Annotated in this window: 17 protein-coding genes; 8 read left to right on the top strand and 9 right to left on the bottom strand. The window is 64.9% G+C overall.

The genetic code is table 11. The features are described 5' to 3' along the window. Both IH615_RS02225 and IH615_RS02220 read right to left on the bottom strand, forming a co-directional pair. A partial coding sequence (locus IH615_RS02225; protein ID WP_291359451.1) for a DUF2207 domain-containing protein occupies window positions 1-1,841 on the bottom strand: 1,841 nt, incomplete at its 3' end. Between the two features lie 180 nt (window positions 1,842-2,021). Further along, the gene (locus tag IH615_RS02220; protein ID WP_291359449.1) at window positions 2,022-2,582 is read right to left on the bottom strand and encodes a LemA family protein; all 561 of its coding nucleotides are present in this window, start codon (window positions 2,580-2,582) and stop codon (window positions 2,022-2,024) included. 306 nt (window positions 2,583-2,888) lie between these two features. On the opposite strand from IH615_RS02220, the gene rnk reads away from it, so the two are divergent. Continuing rightward, window positions 2,889-3,296, top strand: a complete 408-nt coding sequence (gene rnk / locus IH615_RS02215) for a nucleoside diphosphate kinase regulator (RefSeq protein WP_291359447.1) — start codon at window positions 2,889-2,891, stop codon at window positions 3,294-3,296. Window positions 3,297-3,314: 18 nt separating this feature from the next. Here the strand turns inward: rnk and IH615_RS02210 are convergent, their stop codons facing one another. Genes IH615_RS02210 through IH615_RS02195 form a run of 4 tightly spaced genes read right to left on the bottom strand, consistent with a single transcriptional unit; the run spans window position 3,315 to window position 6,198 of the window. Continuing rightward, on the bottom strand, window positions 3,315-4,238 hold the full coding sequence (locus tag IH615_RS02210) for a glycine--tRNA ligase subunit alpha (RefSeq protein WP_291359446.1): 924 nt from the start codon (window positions 4,236-4,238) through the stop codon (window positions 3,315-3,317). 53 nt (window positions 4,239-4,291) lie between these two features. Further along, window positions 4,292-4,525: a hypothetical protein gene (locus IH615_RS02205; protein ID WP_291359445.1), complete on the bottom strand. Its 234-nt coding sequence runs from the start codon at window positions 4,523-4,525 to the stop codon at window positions 4,292-4,294. Further along, the gene (locus IH615_RS02200; protein WP_291359444.1) at window positions 4,522-5,364 is read right to left on the bottom strand and encodes a S49 family peptidase; all 843 of its coding nucleotides are present in this window, start codon (window positions 5,362-5,364) and stop codon (window positions 4,522-4,524) included. Before IH615_RS02200 ends, IH615_RS02205 begins: the two co-directional genes overlap by 4 nt. Before the next feature lie 48 nt (window positions 5,365-5,412). Then, window positions 5,413-6,198 carry a methyltransferase gene (locus IH615_RS02195; protein ID WP_291359443.1) on the bottom strand — a complete coding sequence of 262 codons (786 nt, stop codon included), beginning with the start codon at window positions 6,196-6,198 and terminating at the stop codon, window positions 5,413-5,415. A gap of 113 nt (window positions 6,199-6,311) precedes the next feature. On the opposite strand from IH615_RS02195, the gene IH615_RS02190 reads away from it, so the two are divergent. Continuing rightward, on the top strand, window positions 6,312-7,307 hold the full coding sequence (locus tag IH615_RS02190) for a polyprenyl synthetase family protein (RefSeq protein ID WP_291359462.1): 996 nt from the start codon (window positions 6,312-6,314) through the stop codon (window positions 7,305-7,307). A 178-nt stretch (window positions 7,308-7,485) separates the two neighbouring features. Here IH615_RS02190 and IH615_RS02185 read toward each other — a convergent pair whose 3' ends face one another. From IH615_RS02185 to IH615_RS02175, 3 genes are all read right to left on the bottom strand, one after another. Further along, window positions 7,486-8,361 carry a 4-(cytidine 5'-diphospho)-2-C-methyl-D-erythritol kinase gene (locus IH615_RS02185; protein WP_291359442.1) on the bottom strand — a complete coding sequence of 292 codons (876 nt, stop codon included), beginning with the start codon at window positions 8,359-8,361 and terminating at the stop codon, window positions 7,486-7,488. A 4-nt stretch (window positions 8,362-8,365) separates the two neighbouring features. Then, on the bottom strand, window positions 8,366-10,108 hold the full coding sequence (locus IH615_RS02180) for a tetratricopeptide repeat protein (RefSeq protein WP_291359441.1): 1,743 nt from the start codon (window positions 10,106-10,108) through the stop codon (window positions 8,366-8,368). Between the two features lie 104 nt (window positions 10,109-10,212). Further along, window positions 10,213-11,874, bottom strand: coding sequence for an electron transfer flavoprotein-ubiquinone oxidoreductase (locus IH615_RS02175; protein WP_366484670.1), 1,662 nt, complete (start codon window positions 11,872-11,874; stop codon window positions 10,213-10,215). A gap of 115 nt (window positions 11,875-11,989) precedes the next feature. Here IH615_RS02175 and IH615_RS02170 point away from each other — a divergent pair, with 115 nt between their 5' ends. The 6 genes from IH615_RS02170 (at window position 11,990) to IH615_RS02145 (ending at window position 16,706) form a co-directional block, all read left to right on the top strand. Then, complete coding sequence (locus IH615_RS02170; protein WP_291359440.1) at window positions 11,990-12,796, top strand: uracil-DNA glycosylase; 807 nt, start codon at window positions 11,990-11,992, stop codon at window positions 12,794-12,796. 181 nt (window positions 12,797-12,977) lie between these two features. Further along, a complete protein-coding gene (locus IH615_RS02165) occupies window positions 12,978-14,303 on the top strand; it encodes an MFS transporter (RefSeq protein ID WP_291359438.1) in 1,326 nt (441 codons plus the stop codon). After that, window positions 14,281-14,817, top strand: coding sequence for a molybdenum cofactor biosynthesis protein B (moaB, locus tag IH615_RS02160; protein WP_291359436.1), 537 nt, complete (start codon window positions 14,281-14,283; stop codon window positions 14,815-14,817). Before IH615_RS02165 ends, moaB begins: the two co-directional genes overlap by 23 nt. A 123-nt stretch (window positions 14,818-14,940) precedes the next feature. Next, window positions 14,941-15,405 carry a hypothetical protein gene (locus IH615_RS02155; protein WP_291359435.1) on the top strand — a complete coding sequence of 155 codons (465 nt, stop codon included), beginning with the start codon at window positions 14,941-14,943 and terminating at the stop codon, window positions 15,403-15,405. After that, window positions 15,405-15,629 (top strand): helix-turn-helix transcriptional regulator, encoded by a 225-nt coding sequence (locus IH615_RS02150; protein ID WP_291359434.1) that lies wholly within the window; start codon window positions 15,405-15,407, stop codon window positions 15,627-15,629. The genes IH615_RS02155 and IH615_RS02150 overlap by 1 nt, the downstream gene beginning before the upstream one ends. Window positions 15,630-15,716: 87 nt before the next feature. Then, complete coding sequence (locus tag IH615_RS02145) at window positions 15,717-16,706, top strand: NAD(P)-dependent alcohol dehydrogenase (RefSeq protein ID WP_291359433.1); 990 nt, start codon at window positions 15,717-15,719, stop codon at window positions 16,704-16,706. The last annotated feature ends 1 nt before the right edge of the window (window position 16,707 follow it).

Here is a 16,707-nt window from a genome sequence, read left to right as displayed (position 1 = left end):
GAACTGGCCTGCACCGGTTGAGCCGCCACCATGGCAGCCGTCATGCTTGCCGCGGCAGCGCTGACAGCGGTGGTCATGTTCGACGCAACCCGGCCGGCCGAGGCCGTCGAGCCTCGATACCAGCTCGGGGAATAGGTGTCGCCCGTGACATCGCTCACCGCATGGCGGGCCAATTCGGCCTCGAAATGCTGGCTCCACGGCTTTTCGACACCCAGAGCGATGGCATAGGGCAGCAGCCGCTCGAAGCGCGTTGCCGTCATCGGCGGCGCCTCGGTCATGTTCATGCGATTCTTCTCGGCGGTCTCGAGATAGAGTTTCAGCCCATCGATCTGGTCCATCACCTTGCGCCCCTGCAGGGTCGGGGCGCGCATCAATACGGCGAAAACGATGGTCACGACGACAATGGAGACCGCCGCGATGGAAGCCACGTTGATCGAAATCGCGGTGAGGCTGTCGAGGACGAAGCCGAGAAGGTTGAAGCTGAGGACGGCGACCCAGATGGCCCCGACGATGCCCGGCACGAAGCGCCCCTTGAGGCCCTTGCTGGCCACGCCACTCAGCGTGGCCAGGACGATGCCGACCGCGATGGAGCCGATGAGCCAGATGGGGTCGAGGATTTCGGTGAAGCCCATGCCGCCCAGCAGCAGGATGGCCAGGGCGAAGCCCAGCACCGAGTAGCCGGTATTGTTCTTGAACCAGAGCGCCCGGTTCTCGGTTTCGATGGCGCTGGTAAACTCAGCGCGCCGCTTCTGCAAGGCCGGTCCATTGGTCTTGTCGATGACCGTGGTTTTCTTGGTCTGCAGATAGCTGAAGATGATGTTTTCGCTGCTCGACAGTGGCTCGTCGGGCTGCTTGCCTGTCGTCTTGATGCGAAGCGAGCCCGAGCTGTTGTCGATGGTCACCAGACCCTTGACGCCAAGATCGAAAATCGCCGCCGTCAGGGCTGTCCAGCCCAGGTCGCCAAAACCCCATTTGTGGATGTAGTGGGTCAGCGGCGGGGAGAAACCCTTGGGCGCGTGGAACAGGGGAATGATGGTGCCCTTTTCCGGATCGCGGCCGACGCGAAACCAGGCCAGGGCATTGTAGGCCACAGCCAGCAGTGCCGCGAGGAGCGGGATGATCGTCTCGCGCAGGTCCGACATCTGCTGCATGATCGCGGCAAAGCCGGTGGGATAGGCAATCACGCCCTTGTTGAAGGCCACCGCGATGGTCATGCCCTCGCCCGCGCCCAGCGCCCGACTGGCGCGAAAGGTCGCCGATGTCTCCGATGTCCGCTTGATCGAAACGGCCTGTTCGGTCGAGCCGGCCGCGCCGGTATAGCCGACAAGGTCGGAAATCACGGCGCCATCGGGCAACTTGACGGTGGCACGAGCCGCCAGGATCGGGAACACCCAGTAATTGCCGGTGGCGTTCCAGTAGAGTTCGTCGTGGTCTTCGAATGCCCGCGCCATGCGCGTCATGGTGTAGCGGATGATGTAGCGATGGACGCCGTAGTCGAGGAAGTAATCGGGGTTGCCGATCCAGATGCGCTGGAAATTGCCCATGCGCTCGACGCGGTACATCTCCTGGTCGCCATCGCGGGTGACGCCGGCCACGTCGAGGCCCGGGCGCACCTTGCCGCCATCGCTGCCCAGCATCACCACCGGGATGTCCCGATAGATGCCGCGACGGATCTCGCTCCCCTCGGCATTGACCTCAATGGTCTCGGTGACCTGCACGGAGCCATCGGTGTTGAGGATGACATCGGAGGTGAAGGAGCGGATTTCCTCGCGCGCGGTGGCGGGGAAAGCGAGCACGAGACCGACAAGGACGCCAAGGAGAATTGCGAATGTGCGTTTCATGGCCAGTTGCCCTGCATCGGGGCTCCCATCACCCCCTCCCAGCCTCCCCCATCAAGGGGGAGGTGCGACGCAGTGGGTGTGGCTGGATGGTGCCCAAAACTCTGAACGACACCTCCCCCTTGACGGGGGAGGCTGGGAAGGGGTGGGGCAACAGGCTCGATGCCTGCCGCGTTCGCCCCGCTAGTTGAACTTCACGCTCGGCACGGCGCGGTCGGCTTCGTTCTCGAGCTCGAAATACTGCGCCTTCTGGAAGCCGAAGGGGCCGGCGATGAAGTTGGACGGGACCGATTCGACCATGACGTTAAGGTTGCGCACCGCGCCATTGTAGTAGCGGCGCGCCATCTGGATTTCCTCTTCCACGGTCTGCAGGGCAGCCTGGAATTCGAGGAAGGTCGTGTTGGCCTTGAGGTCCGGATAGGCCTCAGCGGTGGCGATCAGCCGGCCCAGGGCGGACGAGAGCTGGCCTTCGGCCGCGGCGCGCTGCTCGGGGGTGCCGTTGGCGGCGGCGGTGGCGGCAGCGCGGGCATTGGTCACCGCTTCGAGCGTCTCGCGCTCGTGGCTCATATAGCCCTTCACGGTTTCCATGAGGTTGGGAATCAGATCGGTGCGGCGCTTGAGCTGCACGTCGATGCCCGACCAGCCCTCCTCTACCATCTGCCGGTTCTTGACCAGCCCGTTATAGAGCGCGACGGCATAGAAGGCGGCCACGACGACAAGGCCAAGGATGATCCAACCGATCATGTGCGTTTACTCCCCGAGCGCACCAGAATTGGGCGGACATTGGCACTGTCGCGATTGGCGCGCAATGGGCGGTGACTTGCGTTGGCGTGCTTCCATCACTACGTTCACAGCCATGAGCAGAACCGTCGCACTTTGGCTGGAAAACCCCCTGTCGGGATCGCAGCCCTAAGCATGCCCGCCGCGCCGGCGCCTGCTTAGGGTAGGCGCGCCGCAATCTGCCGCGCAATTTGGCGCATCATCCAACATCATTCATTCGCCGACCCGGCGCGCATGAGGCGCGACGACGGCCATACGAGAACACACATCATGACCAATACCATTCACAACGACCTCAATCCCGAGATCGTGCTGGGCGCGGCGGATCACCGCCAGCTCAACGTCCTGGCCATGGCCGGGCTTACCCACACGCCGGACCAGTCCGATGACCTGCTCTACGAACTCGAGCGTGCCCGCGTCGTCGAGGACGGCCATGTGCCAGACGACATAGTACGCATGGGCTCTACCGTCCACTATCGGACCGATAGCGGCCAGGAGCCCGTGGTTACGCTGGTCTATCCTGTCGACGCCGACATTGCCCAGGGTCGCATCTCGGTGCTGACGCCCGTGGGCACGGCGCTGATCGGCCTGCGCGTCGGCCAATCCATCACCTGGCGCGACCGGGCGCATAAGCGGCACATGCTGACCGTGCTGGCCGTGACACAGCCAGGCAACTGACCTGGGAGACGGGGCGAGTTACTCCGCCCCGCCGCCTGCGGTCTGCAGCCAGGCTTCGCCGCAGCTCTTGGCGAGTTCGCGGATGCGCAGGATGTAGCTCTGCCGCTCGGTGACCGAGATGACGCCGCGGGCGTCGAGCAGGTTGAAGTTGTGGCTGGCCTTGACGACCTGCTCATAGGCGGGAATGGCCATGGTCTGGCGATTGCCTTCGGCGCCCTTGGCGAGGATGGCCCGGCATTCCTTCTCGGCATCGGCAAAGTGCCGGAACAGGATTTCGGTGTCCGCGGCCTCGAAATTGTACTTGGACTGCTCCTGCTCGTTCTGCAGAAACACGTCGCCATAGGTGACCTTGTCGTCGCCGTCGCGGCCGTTGAAGTTGAGGTCGTAGACGTTCTCGACGCCCTGCACATACATGGCGAGGCGTTCGAGCCCGTAGGTGATTTCACCGGGCACGGGGGAGCATTCGAAGCCGGCCACCTGCTGGAAATAGGTGAACTGGCTGACTTCCATGCCGTCGCACCAGCATTCCCAGCCCAGGCCCCAGGCGCCCAGCGTCGGGCTTTCCCAGTCGTCTTCGACGAAGCGGATATCGTGCACGCTGGCATCGAGCCCGATCGCGGCGAGCGACTGGAGGTAGAGGTCCTGGATGTTGTCGGGCGATGGCTTGAGGATCACCTGGAACTGGTAATAGTGCTGCAGGCGATTAGGGTTCTCGCCATAGCGGCCGTCCTTGGGCCGGCGGCTGGGCTGCACATAGGCGGCCTTCCACGGCTTGGGTCCCAGGGCGCGCAGGGTGGTGGCGGTGTGAAACGTGCCGGCGCCCATCTGCATGTCATAGGGCTGCAGGATGACGCAACCCTGCTCCGCCCAGAAATTCTGCAGCGTCAGGATCAGACCCTGGAAGGAATTCCTGGGGTCCATGTGGGCGGGGCGATTGGTCATCTGGCAGTCCCTGATATCAGGGGACAATCCTCTAGTTTGGCCGCCCCTTGGGGTCAACGGCGTTTGTCGTCGTCTCCGGGGCGGTAGGTGCCGTCCTCGTCGCGCTTGAGGTCGATGACGCCGGGCTGAGCGCGTTCGCGCAGGTCGCGCTCCCGGCGCAGGCGCCTGGCCTCTTCGTCGTCGGCCTTGAACTGGCCAGTCCAGTCGCGCCAGATCTTGCGTACCCCCAGCCAGATGGCGATGCCGATGATGGCGAAGACCAGGACCCTGAGGAGAATGCCGGTCACAGCCCAAACCTCGCCCAGAGCGCACGATCCTCGATGGTGGCGCTGATGTCGCTGCCGAGGGAGGCGGCAAAGCCGAGGCGCGGCAGGCCGAACCAGCTGCGCCTGGGCTCGATCACCTTGAGGTTCAGATGCGGGCCGTAGCGGGTGTGGAGGGTCTCGTGCAGATCGCCGACGGCGTCAGCAAGGCCGAGCTCGACGCCGCGCATGCCGGTCCACCATTCGCCGGTAAACAGGGTTTCGTCCGCACCATTGAGACGTTCCCCACGCCGCTTTTTCACCACGTCGATGAACACGTTATGAATGTCGGTTTCGACCTGCTTGATGCGTTCGATATCGCTCTTTTTTTCGGGCAGGAAGGGGTCAAGCGTCGACTTGTTGTTGCCGGCGGTGTGCACGCGCCGCTCGATGCCGAGTTTCTCCAGCGCACCGACGAAGCCGAAGCCGGCCATGATGACGCCGATGGAGCCAATGATGGAAGATGGGTCGACGATGATCTCGTCACCGGCCACGGCGATGAAGTAGCCACCCGAGGCGGCGGCGTCCTCGACAAAGACCAGTACGGGCTTGTGATGCTCCTCGGCCAGGTCGCGGATGCGCTTGGCGATGAGGCGGCTCTGCACCGGCGAGCCGCCGGGCGAATTGACGATGATGGCGACAACCGGCGCGGCCTTGATTGCGAAGGCGCGCTGCAGCAGCGGGGCGACGGTGGCGATATTGAGCCGGCCCTGGCGCTGTTCGGCGGCGATGACGCCATGCAGGCGCACCACGGGAATGGTGGTCCTGCCGAGGCCCGTCAGGCGCTGCAGCCAGTTTCGCTTCGGCGTGGTCAGGTCGGCCATACCAGATCCTTGTTGTTGCGCGCCAGATTTAGGGCGGTCCGGCGCCGATTACCAGACGAGCCGCGCGGTCCCACGAAAGATTGCGTCGAACTCCGATCGGAAGGCGCGACCCTCGGCCTCGTGCAGGGCGCGACTGGCCAGCAGCGTCAGTGGTGCGCGCGAGCCCTTGATGCCGCGCACCAGCACGCGGTTTGCCGCTTCGCCCGGCCGCGGGGTCAGCGGCAGCACGGTGATGGCGCCGAAGCGTTTGACGAAACCCGCCAGCAAGGGCGCGAGGCTGGGCGCCGGATAGATGAAGATCACCTCGCTGCCTGCGGCGGCAGCGCCGGCCGCTGTCTTGATCCACAGGTCCAGGGCCGATGCGTCCATGTGCCGGGCACCGGCCCGACCAGCATCGGCTGCCAGCGTACCGCCGCCATCAGCGAAGAAGGGCGGATTGGCAATGACGCTGTCGAAACCATTATCGACGATGCCCGCCGCTCGCCGCTCGGCGGCGGGACCGACGACATCAGCGGTGACGACATTGGCGCGACCGGCGAGGCCATTGTGGTCGACGTTGGCCTTGGCGAGCTCGACCATTTCCGCATTCTGCTCGGCCAAGGTGGCCGTTCGGCCGGGATTCTGAACCAGGGCAACCAGGGCGGCGGTGCCCACGCCAGAGCCCAGGTCGAGCAGCGAGTTGCGGGTCTCCGCCACGGCGGCGCCGAGTAGCACGCTATCGAGGCCGGCGCGAAAACCCTGGGCGGGCTGCGACAGAGTGAGCCGCCCGCCCAAAAAGGCATCGCGCGTTACCGATTGGTGTTTTACAAAGGCTTTTGGCTGGTCTAGGGACATCGCACCCCGAAGGCCGGTTCGGCGCGACCATACATGGCCAGGTGCCGCAGGCTCAACCAGATTTGCCCGAGGCGGCAAACGAGGACGGAATAGCAGTGTCAGTTCTGACGCAGATGAAAGAAGCGCCGGCGGCCAATCCGATCGAGCGGCTGCTTGAGGCGACCGCGCCTGATATGGCCAAGGTCAATGAGCTGATCCTGAGCCGCGCCGATTCCCATGTCGAAATGGTGCCCGAACTCGCCCGCTACCTCATCGAGAGCGGCGGCAAGCGCTTGCGGCCCATGCTGACCGTGGCGGCCGCCCAACTCTTCGGGCGGGGCAAGGGCAGCGCCATCAATTTCGCCGCCGCCGTCGAATTCATGCACAATGCAACCCTGCTCCACGACGACGTGGTCGATGAGAGCGACATGCGCCGGGGCAAACCGGCTGCCCGCATGGTCTGGGGCAACAAGGCCTCCATCCTGGTGGGCGATTTCCTGCTAGGCCAGGCCTTCATGATGATGGTGGAAACCGGCGATATCGGCGCGCTGGGCGTATTGTCCGCCGCCTCTGCCGTGATGGCGGAAGGCGAAGTGTTCCAGTTGGCCAAGACCGGCGACCTAACCACGACGCCGGCCGACTATGCCGAAGTCATCCGCGCCAAGACCGCCGTGCTGTTCGAGGCGGCCTGCGAAGTCGGCGCCATGTCTGGCGGCGCTGATGCCAATGGCCGTGCGGCGCTGGCGCGGTATGGGCTTGAACTTGGCAATGCGTTCCAGCTGGTGGACGATGCCCTGGATTATGGTGGGCAGGCCGGCACGCTGGGCAAGAATACCGGCGACGACCTGCGCGAAGGCAAGATGACCCTGCCGGTGATCCTGGCGCTGTCCGACGGCACAGAGGCCGAGCGCGCCACGATCACGGCGGCGTTGGGCGATGCCGAGGCGAGCGCCGAGCAGGTGGCCGCGGTGGTCGCCATCATGGAGCGCCACAAGACGCTGGCGCGCACGCTCGATCAGGCGCATGCCCATGCCCGCGCGGCCCAGCAGGCGCTTGAAGCGCTGCCGGTTTCGGACATGCGGGCGCTGCTGGCCGATGTGGTCGAATTCAGCGTGCTGCGGGCTTACTAGCGCCGGGCGGGAACACCAGGTCAACCAAGTACTGGATCGTCACCCTCGGGCTCTGTACTGACCGAACGATCCTCAAGTGAAGAGCCCTCGGGTCAAGCCCGAGGGTGACCGGCGGTGGGCGGGGCAAGGCCCCCTCACCCGGCGCTACGCGCCGACCTTTCCCCCGTGTAGAAGCACGCTAGGGCAAAATCAGTGGCGCCGCGGCCACCCAGTGGTCGGGATGCCCGGCACGCATCACCTGCGCGGCCTGATGGGCCTGACCGGCTGAGCCGAAGAGGCCGAACACCGTCGCACCCGAGCCCGACATGCGTGCGAGCATGCAGCCCTGCGTTTCGGCCAGTTGTGCGACGATGTCGCCGATGATGGGCACCAGTTTCACCGCTGGCGGCTGCAGGTCGTTGCGGGTTTCGGCGAGCCAGAGCCCCAGTTGCGCCGGCCGGGTCAGCGGCGAGGGCAATTCGGGCAAGGGGTAATTGTCGTGGGCGCGCAGGCGCCGGAACACGTCGGCGGTGGCCAGCGGGATCATGGGATTGACCAGGACAATATGGAGCGCCGGAAATTCCGGCAGCGGCGCCAGCACTTCGCCGACGCCACGGGCGACCAGCGGCATCGACACCAGGCATGCCGGCACGTCGGCGCCGAGCCCCGCCGCCATATCGGCCAGTTCGGCCATGGCGATGGGCCGGCTGGATAGGCCTGCCATCAGCCGCAAGGCTGCGGCGGCGTCAGCCGAGCCGCCACCGATACCGGCCGCCACCGGCAGGTTCTTAGTCAGATGCAGGGCCATGCCGGTTTCGACCGCGTCGGACCAGCGGGCGCGGAATGCCGCGACGGCGCGGGAGACCAGATTGGTCTCGCCAAGGCCCAGGGCCCTGGCAAAGGGGCCGCCGACCGTGAGCGAGTCGACGCTGGCGGGCACGGCTTCTAGTTCATCCGCCACATCGGCGAAGACGACCAGGCTTTCGAGGTCGTGATAGCCGTCGTCACGCCGCCGCGTGACATGCAGCGCTAGGTTGACCTTGGCCGGGGCGTGCTGAACTGTCGGTTCAACCATCCCGCTATTCGGTCGCGTTGGCTTCGGTTAGTCCCTCGGCGAGCTTGGCCGCCACGCGCTCCTTGACGTTGCCGACCTCATCAACGGAAGCGGCGACGTTCCACTGGAACCTGGCTTCAAGCTTGCGCCCGGCGCGCCAATAGGCGTCGCCCAGATGGTCGTTGATCTCGGCATCGTTGGGGCGCAGCAGCACCGCCTGTTCGAGCGTGGTCACGGCTTCGTCGATGCGGCCAAGCTTGTAGAAGGCCCAGCCGAGCGAATCGACGATGTAGCCGTCCTGCGGCTGCGCCGCGACGGCCTTCTCGATCATTTCGAGGGCCGGCTCCAGATGCATGTCCTGGTCGATCCAGCTATAGCCGAGATAGTTCAGGACCGCCGGCTGTTCCGGATTGAGCTCCAGAGCCTTGAGGAAATCGGCTTCGGCCTTGGGCCACTCCTTGGCCCGCTCATAAGCGATGCCGCGCACATAGTAGAAGCGCCAATCGGACGGGCTCTCGCCGCCGGTCAGCTCAAGCGCCCTGGTATAGGTCGCAGCGGCTTCGACATATTGCTCGTCATAGCGCAGCAGGTCGCCCAGCACGGAGATCGCGTCGAGATCATCGGGGCGGCTGGTGACGACATTGTTGAGCCGCCGCAGCGCTTCCGCGCGATCGCCGGCCACGTCCAGATTTTGGGCCACCCGCACGACGGCCGTTGGCTTCATTGGCGAGGTGGTGGGCACTGCCTCGTAGATGCCGTTGGCGGCCTCGTGCTGACTGGCTGCATCAAGCAACTGTCCCAGGGCCACGGCGATGACATCGGCGGAGGGATCGAGATAAAGGCCCATGCGCAGGAAGACCAGCGAGAGATCGAGACTGCCGTCGCGCGACAGCGCCACGCCGATGCCATGGAACATTTCGGCCGCGCCGACCTGCACATTGGAGGCGAAGATGCCAGGGCGCTGTCCGGCCTCGATCTGCTCTTTGACGATGGTCACGACGGGGTGGGTCAGGCCCTGGTCCTCGAACTGGGCTATGATGTCACGAGCTTCGTCAAACCGTCCGGCATTGCCCAACACGCGGGCATAGACCTCGACAATGCGGGCAACATAGGGCTCAGCATCGAAGGCGCGGCCGGCCAGCTCGATCGCCTTGTCGGTGTCACCTGAGGCCTCGGCCATCAGGGCGCGGTGAAACACCAGGAAATCCTCGAGCCCGGACTGACCCAGTTCATCGAGCACGGCTTCTGCCTCGTCCGTACGGTTGTCGCCCACCAGAGCCCAGGCGCGCAGGATGCCGGCGGTGATGCCGGTGAAGCTGTCCTGGCCGATCGCGCTCAGCATCTGCTCGGCGGCACCATAGCGGCGCTCCTTCAGCGCTTCGGTGGCGACGACGAGTTCGGCCAGCTCATTGGCGGGGTCCAGGTCCAGCAAATGCTTGGCGGTCGATGCCGCCTGGCCGATCTGCCCATCGGCTGCGTAGGCGATGAAGGAACGCTCGACCAGAACTGGATTGTCCCAGCCCGCCTGTGCCGCCTGGGCAAAGTAGCGCGCGGCCTCGTCGGTGCGCAGATCGTGCAGCGCCTGCTGGCCGGCCATATAGGCGCCAGTGACGCTGGTCCGGAACACCGGCAGCAGATCGAGCATGGCCAGGGGGTCGGTTTGCGCAGTTTGCGCGGACTGGGCCGCGTGCGTCGCATGAACGGCGGTTGCCGAAAGCAACACGGCAAAAAGAGCCGGGCGCGCGATGCGGGTCAGAATCGATGTCACGAGGCTGGTTACTCCTTGGCCTTTCCGGCCGTTCTGGCGGCGAAGATTGTCCGTTTTGGGACTGCGCCGCAAGGGCGCGCGCCATAGCGTGATCCCGGCCGAATTCACATACCGTTGTAGTTGGGTCCGCTGCCGCCTTCGGGTGGTACCCAGGTGATGTTCTGCGCCGGATCCTTGATGTCACATGTCTTGCAGTGCACGCAGTTGGCGGCGTGGATGCGGAACACCGGGGTGCCGCCTTCCTCGGCCATTTCATAGACGCCGGCCGGGCAATAGAGCGGCGCGGGCTCGCCAAATGTGGGCAGGTTGTCGCGCACCGGCACCTGGGCGTCGGCGAGGCGCAGGTGCACCGGCTGGTCCTCGTCGTGGGCCAGGTTGGCCAGATAGACGGACGAGGCACGGTCAAAGGTCAGCGTGCCATCGGGCTTTGCGTAGCGGCGGGCCGGCAGCGTGTCCATGGGCTTGAGCCCCTGAAAATCGGGCTTGCCATGGTGCAGCGTGCCCAGCAGCGAGCGGCGCAGGATGGCGGAGGTCCAGAGCTCCACGCCGCCGGCCAGCGCACCTAGCATGGTGCCGAGCCTGGTCCAGAGGGGCTTGACGTTGCGGACGGCCTGCAACTCGGACGAGATGCCAGTCGCCATGATGCGGTGGCCGAAATCGGCAATCAGGTCATGCTGGCGGCCCTTGCCGATGGCGTCGGCCACCGCGTCGGCGGCGCCGATCCCGGAGAGGATAGCGTTGTGGATGGCTTTGAGACGGGGGGCATTCATGAAGCCGGCGGCGCAGCCGATCAGGCCGCCGCCGGGGAAAGCCAGCGTGGGTATCGACTGCCAGCCCCCGGCGGTGACGGCGCGCGCGCCGTAGCTGATGCGGATGGCGCCTTCGAGCAGCGGCGCCACCGACTTGTGGGTCTTGAAGCGCTGAAACTCGTCGAAGGGGGAGAGCGTGGGGTCCTGGTAGTCGAGATAGGTCACGAGGCCCACATAGAGCTTGCGATCCTCGGCGTGGTAGACGAAGCCGCCGCCTGATGTGGCATTGTCGAGGGGGAAGCCGAGATAGTGGTCCACCCTGCCCTTTTCATGCCGGTCCGCCTGGATTTCCCAGACTTCCTTGATGCCCAGGCCATATTTCTGCGGCTCGCGCTCGAGGGCATGGCTGGCGATGACCTGCTTGGCCAGCGATCCGCGCGCGCCTTCGGCGATGAGCGTGTATTTGGCTTCGAGCGCGATGCCTTCGGCGAAGCCCGGCTTGGGGTTGCCGTCGTAGTCACGGCCGAGATCGCCGGTGATGATGCCGCGGATCGGGCCGTTGCCCGAGCTCAACACGTCCACGGCAGCGGTCATGGGAAAGATATCGACGCCCAGTTCGGCCGCCTGTTCGCCGAGCCAGCGCACCAGGTTACCCAGGCTCACAATGACGCCATTTGGCGTCTTGAGCTGGGGCGGCATCAGCAGGTGTGGCAGGGCGAAATCGTGGTTCTCGGTCAGCAGGTGGTAGGTGTCCCTGGTGACATCGGGGCCCACCGGGGCGCCTTTGAGGCGCCAGTCTGGAATCAGCGCGTCGAGCCCAACAGGGTCCATCACCGCGCCCGAGAGAATATGCCCGCCCAGCTCGGCGGACTTTTCCACCACGGTGACCGATATTTCGGGATGGCGCTGCTTGATGCGAATAGCCGCCGCGAGACCAGACGGACCCGCGCCGACGATCAGCACGTCGGTCGAAAGGGTTTCGCGCGAGCCGGCCTCTGCCATATAGGAATGCCTCACCGTCGGTTCATGGTGGTCGCGCTGTCGGCCAGAAAACCGGTACCCACTTTTTCTGACAGCGCTCCGGAGACGCAGCGGCTGGCCGCGCCAAACGGGCTGTGACATAACAGAGAACATGTCTCAAGATCGACCGCTAAATCACGACGAAATGCTCGCCGTGCTCGATTGGTATCGGGCCGCGGGCGTGGACATCGCCGTGGGCGAGGAGCCGGTGGATCGCTTCGCGCAGCGGGTGCCGCCGCGGGTCACGCCGCCGCCGGTCGCCGCTAGCCAGGGCGCGATGGAGCCGGCGGCCGAAATGCCCATGCTGGGCGGCGATCCATCGGAAGCGCGCAGCCTTGCCGGTTCCGCCCGCACACTCGATGAATTGCAGGCGATCCTGGGCGCCTATGACGGCTGCGGCCTCAAGTTGCGCGCCACCCAGCTGGTCTTTGCCGATGGCAATCCCGAAGCCGAGATCATGCTGATCGGCGAGGCGCCAGGCGCCGAAGAGGACCGGCAGGGCAAGCCATTCGTCGGCAAATCCGGGCAATTGCTCGATCGCATGCTCGCGGCCATCGGGCTCGACCGCAGCAAGGTCTATATCGCCAATACCGTGCCGTGGCGGCCGCCTGGCAATCGCACGCCGACACCCGAAGAAATGGCGCTGTGCCTGCCGTTCCTGCATCGGCAGGTGGAGTTGGTCGCGCCCAGGCTGGTGATGACGCTGGGTGGCCCGGCCATGCAGACGGTGTTTTCCACCACCGCCGGCATCATCAAGATGCGCGGCAAGTGGTCTGATGTCACCATCGGCAACCATGGAGTGGCGGCCATACCGACGCTGCATCCGGCCTATCTGCTTCGCAACCCGGCTGCCAAGCAGCAGGCCTGGCGCGACATGCTCAGTCTCAAGCTGAAGATGGTGGAACTGGGGCTGGGCTAGAGCTAGCCCCCAATCACTGCGTCATTCCCGCGAAGGCGGGAATTCACTCTTCAATCGCGACTTCACCAGGAATGGACCCGCATTCGCGGGAATGACGTGGTGGATGATCCTGCTTCGCCGCGCTATGGTCACCGTTGCGTGATTTGCAACGCGCTTCCGATCCAGCACAGCCGAAAGCGTCATGGCCTCCGTTATCAAGATCTATGCCCTGTTCCTGGGTTCCGCGCTGCTCATGTTCGGCGGCGGGCTGCAGGGGTTGCTGCTGTCGGTGCGTGGCGCCGAGGAGAATTTTTCGCTGCTGGCGCTGGGCCTGATCGGCACCGGCTGGTCGGTGGGGTTCGTGGCCGGGTCGATCACCGTGCCGCTGGTGGTGCGCAAGGTCGGCCATATTCGCGCCTTCTCGGTGATGGCGGCCATCGGCACCATCACCATCCTGCTCAACCTGCTGTGGATCAACGATATCAGCTGGATCCTGCTGCGGGCGCTCAGCGGCTTCTGCTTTGCCGGCGCCGCCATGATCGTCGAGAGCTGGCTCAACGAAGTGGCCGAGAACAAGAGCCGCGGCACGATCTTTTCGATCTATGTGACCATCAACATGGCCGCCTCCACCCTGGGGCAGGTCGCCATGTCGATCACCGGCACGGCCGGCTATGTGCCCTTCGTGCTGGGTGCCATCAGCTTCATCTGCGCGGTGCTGCCCACTGCCCTCACCTCGAGCCCACAGCCGCGGCCGCTCTCGTCGGCCAAGATCGATGTGGGCCTGCTCTATCGCACCTCGCCGGTGGCCGCGATCGCCGCCTTTTCGGTCGGCATGGCCAATGGCGCTTTCGGTACGCTGGCGCCGGTCTATGGCTATGAGCAGGGGCTCGATTCGGGTGGTATCGCCCTGCTGTTTGCCATTGCCGCCATTCTCGGCGCCGTGGCGCAGATCCCCTTCGGGCGCCTGTCCGACCGGATCGATCGACGGCTGGTGCTGATCGGGCTCTCAGGCTTCGCGGCCGTGGTCGGAGCGCTCACGGCCATCATCAATCCGGGACCCAACTGGATGATGTTCGTGCTGTTTGCGGCCTATGGATTTGCCGCCAACCCGATCTATGCCGTGGCCGTGGCCCATGCCAACGACTTTGCCAAGGATGGCGACTTCGCCAAGATTGCCGGCGGCATGCTGCTGATTCTGGGCGTTGGCCTCGCCATCGGCCCGGCCGTGGCCTCTGTCATAATGGGCGCCTGGTCGCCGGTGGGCCTGTTCATTGTCACGGCTTCGTTTCACGGCGCGCTGGCGATCACGGCCTTTCTGCGCATGCGCGTCCGCAAGAGCGTCGACGCGGAACACCGCGCCCCGTTCCAGCCGATGGGCAATGACAAGCAGGTGACGCCGGAATCCATTGTGCTCGATCCGCGGGCTGATAGTGATAGCCCCGAGATGCGGGTGGACGAAGAGCCCGTTCCCGAAGAACTGGCAACGCAGAATGAGGACAGGCGCGATGTTCAAGACGGCACGATTTGAAGACCGGGCATTCAAGCCGCTCGCCATCGCCGTCATCGCCGTTTCCGACACGCGCACGCTCGAAACCGATACCGGCGGCGCGCTGCTCAAGTCATTGCTGGAAGCCGATGGCCATACCTGCGCCGAACGCGTCGTAGTGCGCGACGATATCCAGCTCATCCGCCAGGCCGTGCAGGGTTTTGTCGCCGACCCCAAGGTCGACGTGATCCTCACTACCGGCGGCACCGGCTTTTCCGGCCGCGACGTGACGCCGGAGGCGGTGGAGCCGCTGTTCGACAAGCGGATGGAAGGCTTTTCGGTGCTGTTCCACCAGTATTCGGCCACGACAGTGGGCACCAGCTCGCTCCAGTCGCGGGCCACGGCGGGACTGATCGGCACGACCTTCGTGTTCTGCCTGCCCGGCTCGCGCGGCGCCTGCCGCGACGCCTGGGAGGGCATCCTCACCCATCAGCTCGACTACCGCCACAAGCCCTGCAACTTCGTCGAACTGATGCCGCGCCTGGACGAGCGGTAGAGACCGACCGCCGTCCCCTATCGCAAGCGACGTTACAAATTTCGCCCATCATGTATATTATTCTTTACATGGTGCAAAAAATTCTCCATATAGCGTCACATATCTTAGGCGCAGGAGAGCGTGATGTCGTTTCGGGAGAAGATTGCGTGGATCGCCGTGCTGACCACGCTGGCCGTCTGGATCTACTATTTCGCGGCCTTCTGGATCGACGTGTTCGGCCGCCAGCTCGACGGCAACCAGGTGCTGACGCGCTTCCTCATCTGCATGGGCATTTCGCTGGTCGTTATGATCGGCCTCAACATCGCGACCGGGGTCATGACGCCCAAGAATATCGATACGCCGCCCGATGAACTCGAGCGCCAGATCGAAGCGCGCGCCGACCGCATCGGCTTCAAGCTGCTGGAGGCGCTGGTGCCGCTCGGACTGATCGGCGGCCTGTTGGCCACCGACACAATCCGCAGCGCCTTCCCCGCCGACCCGGCCGGCAGCGTGGCGCTGATTTTCGCCAACGGGATTCTCATGGCCTTCGTTTTGACCGAAGTGGTGCGCGAGACGGTGCATATCGTCTCGTTCCGGATGACCGCGTAATGGCCCCTCCCCCGATCAGCAACAGCATCCGCCGGTTGCGCTTCGACCATGGCGAGATGACCCAGCAGGAGCTGGCCGACAGGATCGGCATGACCCGGCAGACGGTCGCCGCCATCGAGCAGAACAAATATTCGCCGTCCCTCGAAGCCGCGTTCCGCATCGCGGAGGTCTTCGAGGTCGAAATTGGCCAGGTCTTCCAGTGGAAGAAGGCCGCCGCCGAATAGCAGAGCCTATCCCGACCAACTGACGACACGGCCCCGACACCGTCGCGGGCTGCGGGCAAACTCATGCCCAAAACAAGGAACCGAAACATGAAAACCGCCGTACAGACTGCCTATGGTGCCCCCAGCGTCGTGGTTATCCGCGACACGCCCAAGCCCGTTCCCAATGACAATGAAGTGTTGGTCAAGGTGATGGCCACCACCGTCACATCAGGGGATAGCCGCATGCGGGCCTTCCGCATCCCCGCCGCCTTCTGGCTGCCGGCCCGCCTGTTCATGGGCATCAACAGGCCGCGCAAGGCGGTGCTGGGGGCAGAGTTCGCCGGAACAGTCGAAGCGGTCGGCAAGAGCGTTACCCGCTTCAAGTCCGGCGACCGGGCGTTCGGTCTCAACGTTTACGGCTGTCACGCCGAATACAAGGTGCTGCCGGAAGATGCGGGAATCGCGACAATGCCTGATAGCCTGGGCTTCGACGAGGCGGCCGCCATTCCCTTCGGGGCCCTGACGGCACAGTTTTTCCTGCGCCTGGCCAACATCACTCCCGGGCAGCATGTGCTGGTCAATGGAGCGTCCGGCGCAGTCGGCGCATTCGCGGTGCAGCTCGCCAGGCATTATGGCGCCCATGTCACCGGGGTGTGCAGCAGCGATAATGCCGTGCTGGTACGAGACCTGGGCGCCGAGACGGTCATCGACTATCGGACCACGGACTTCGCCCGCTCCGGGCAGCTTTATGACGTGATCATTGATACCGTCGGCAATGTCACGCTGGGGTGCTTCCGACGGGCCACCCCGGCGACGGGAATCCTGCTGGCAGTGGATGGCGGTGGAACGGCCTTCGTCCGCGCCCTGTGGACCAAGTTCGTCGGCACCCGCAAGGTCCTCGCCACAGTGTCGGCAGACCGGCAGGCCGATCTGGAGACGGTGCGAGACCTGGTCGCCGCCGGCACGCTGCGCCCGACGATCGACAGCCGCGTCGCCTTCGCGGACATTGTTCAGGCCCATGCAAGGGCGGACAGCCGCCGCAAGCGGGGCGCAGTGGTCGTCAGAGTGGCGGAGCCGTTGGCCATCGCTGCAGCCTGAT

Source organism: Devosia sp. (assembly GCF_014860165.1).
Taxonomy (GTDB): Bacteria; Pseudomonadota; Alphaproteobacteria; order Rhizobiales; family Devosiaceae; genus Devosia.
The sequence above is the reverse complement of the archived record's forward strand: the minus strand, read 5'-3'. Positions and strand labels throughout refer to the sequence as shown.

Bases quoted from the DNA above. Each gene is read 5' to 3' on its own strand.
- IH615_RS02220 (WP_291359449.1), bottom strand. From the start codon at position 2,582: ATGATCGGTTGGATCATCCTTGGCCTTGTCGTCGTGGCCGCCTTCTAT.
- rnk (WP_291359447.1), top strand. From the start codon at position 2,889: ATGACCAATACCATTCACAACGACCTCAATCCCGAGATCGTGCTGGGC.
- IH615_RS02210 (WP_291359446.1), bottom strand. From the start codon at position 4,238: ATGACCAATCGCCCCGCCCACATGGACCCCAGGAATTCCTTCCAGGGT.
- IH615_RS02200 (WP_291359444.1), bottom strand. From the start codon at position 5,364: ATGGCCGACCTGACCACGCCGAAGCGAAACTGGCTGCAGCGCCTGACG.
- IH615_RS02195 (WP_291359443.1), bottom strand. From the start codon at position 6,198: ATGTCCCTAGACCAGCCAAAAGCCTTTGTAAAACACCAATCGGTAACG.
- IH615_RS02190 (WP_291359462.1), top strand. From the start codon at position 6,312: ATGAAAGAAGCGCCGGCGGCCAATCCGATCGAGCGGCTGCTTGAGGCG.
- IH615_RS02185 (WP_291359442.1), bottom strand. From the start codon at position 8,361: ATGGTTGAACCGACAGTTCAGCACGCCCCGGCCAAGGTCAACCTAGCG.
- IH615_RS02170 (WP_291359440.1), top strand. From the start codon at position 11,990: ATGTCTCAAGATCGACCGCTAAATCACGACGAAATGCTCGCCGTGCTC.
- IH615_RS02165 (WP_291359438.1), top strand. From the start codon at position 12,978: ATGGCCTCCGTTATCAAGATCTATGCCCTGTTCCTGGGTTCCGCGCTG.
- moaB (WP_291359436.1), top strand. From the start codon at position 14,281: ATGTTCAAGACGGCACGATTTGAAGACCGGGCATTCAAGCCGCTCGCC.
- IH615_RS02155 (WP_291359435.1), top strand. From the start codon at position 14,941: ATGTCGTTTCGGGAGAAGATTGCGTGGATCGCCGTGCTGACCACGCTG.
- IH615_RS02150 (WP_291359434.1), top strand. From the start codon at position 15,405: ATGGCCCCTCCCCCGATCAGCAACAGCATCCGCCGGTTGCGCTTCGAC.
- IH615_RS02145 (WP_291359433.1), top strand. From the start codon at position 15,717: ATGAAAACCGCCGTACAGACTGCCTATGGTGCCCCCAGCGTCGTGGTT.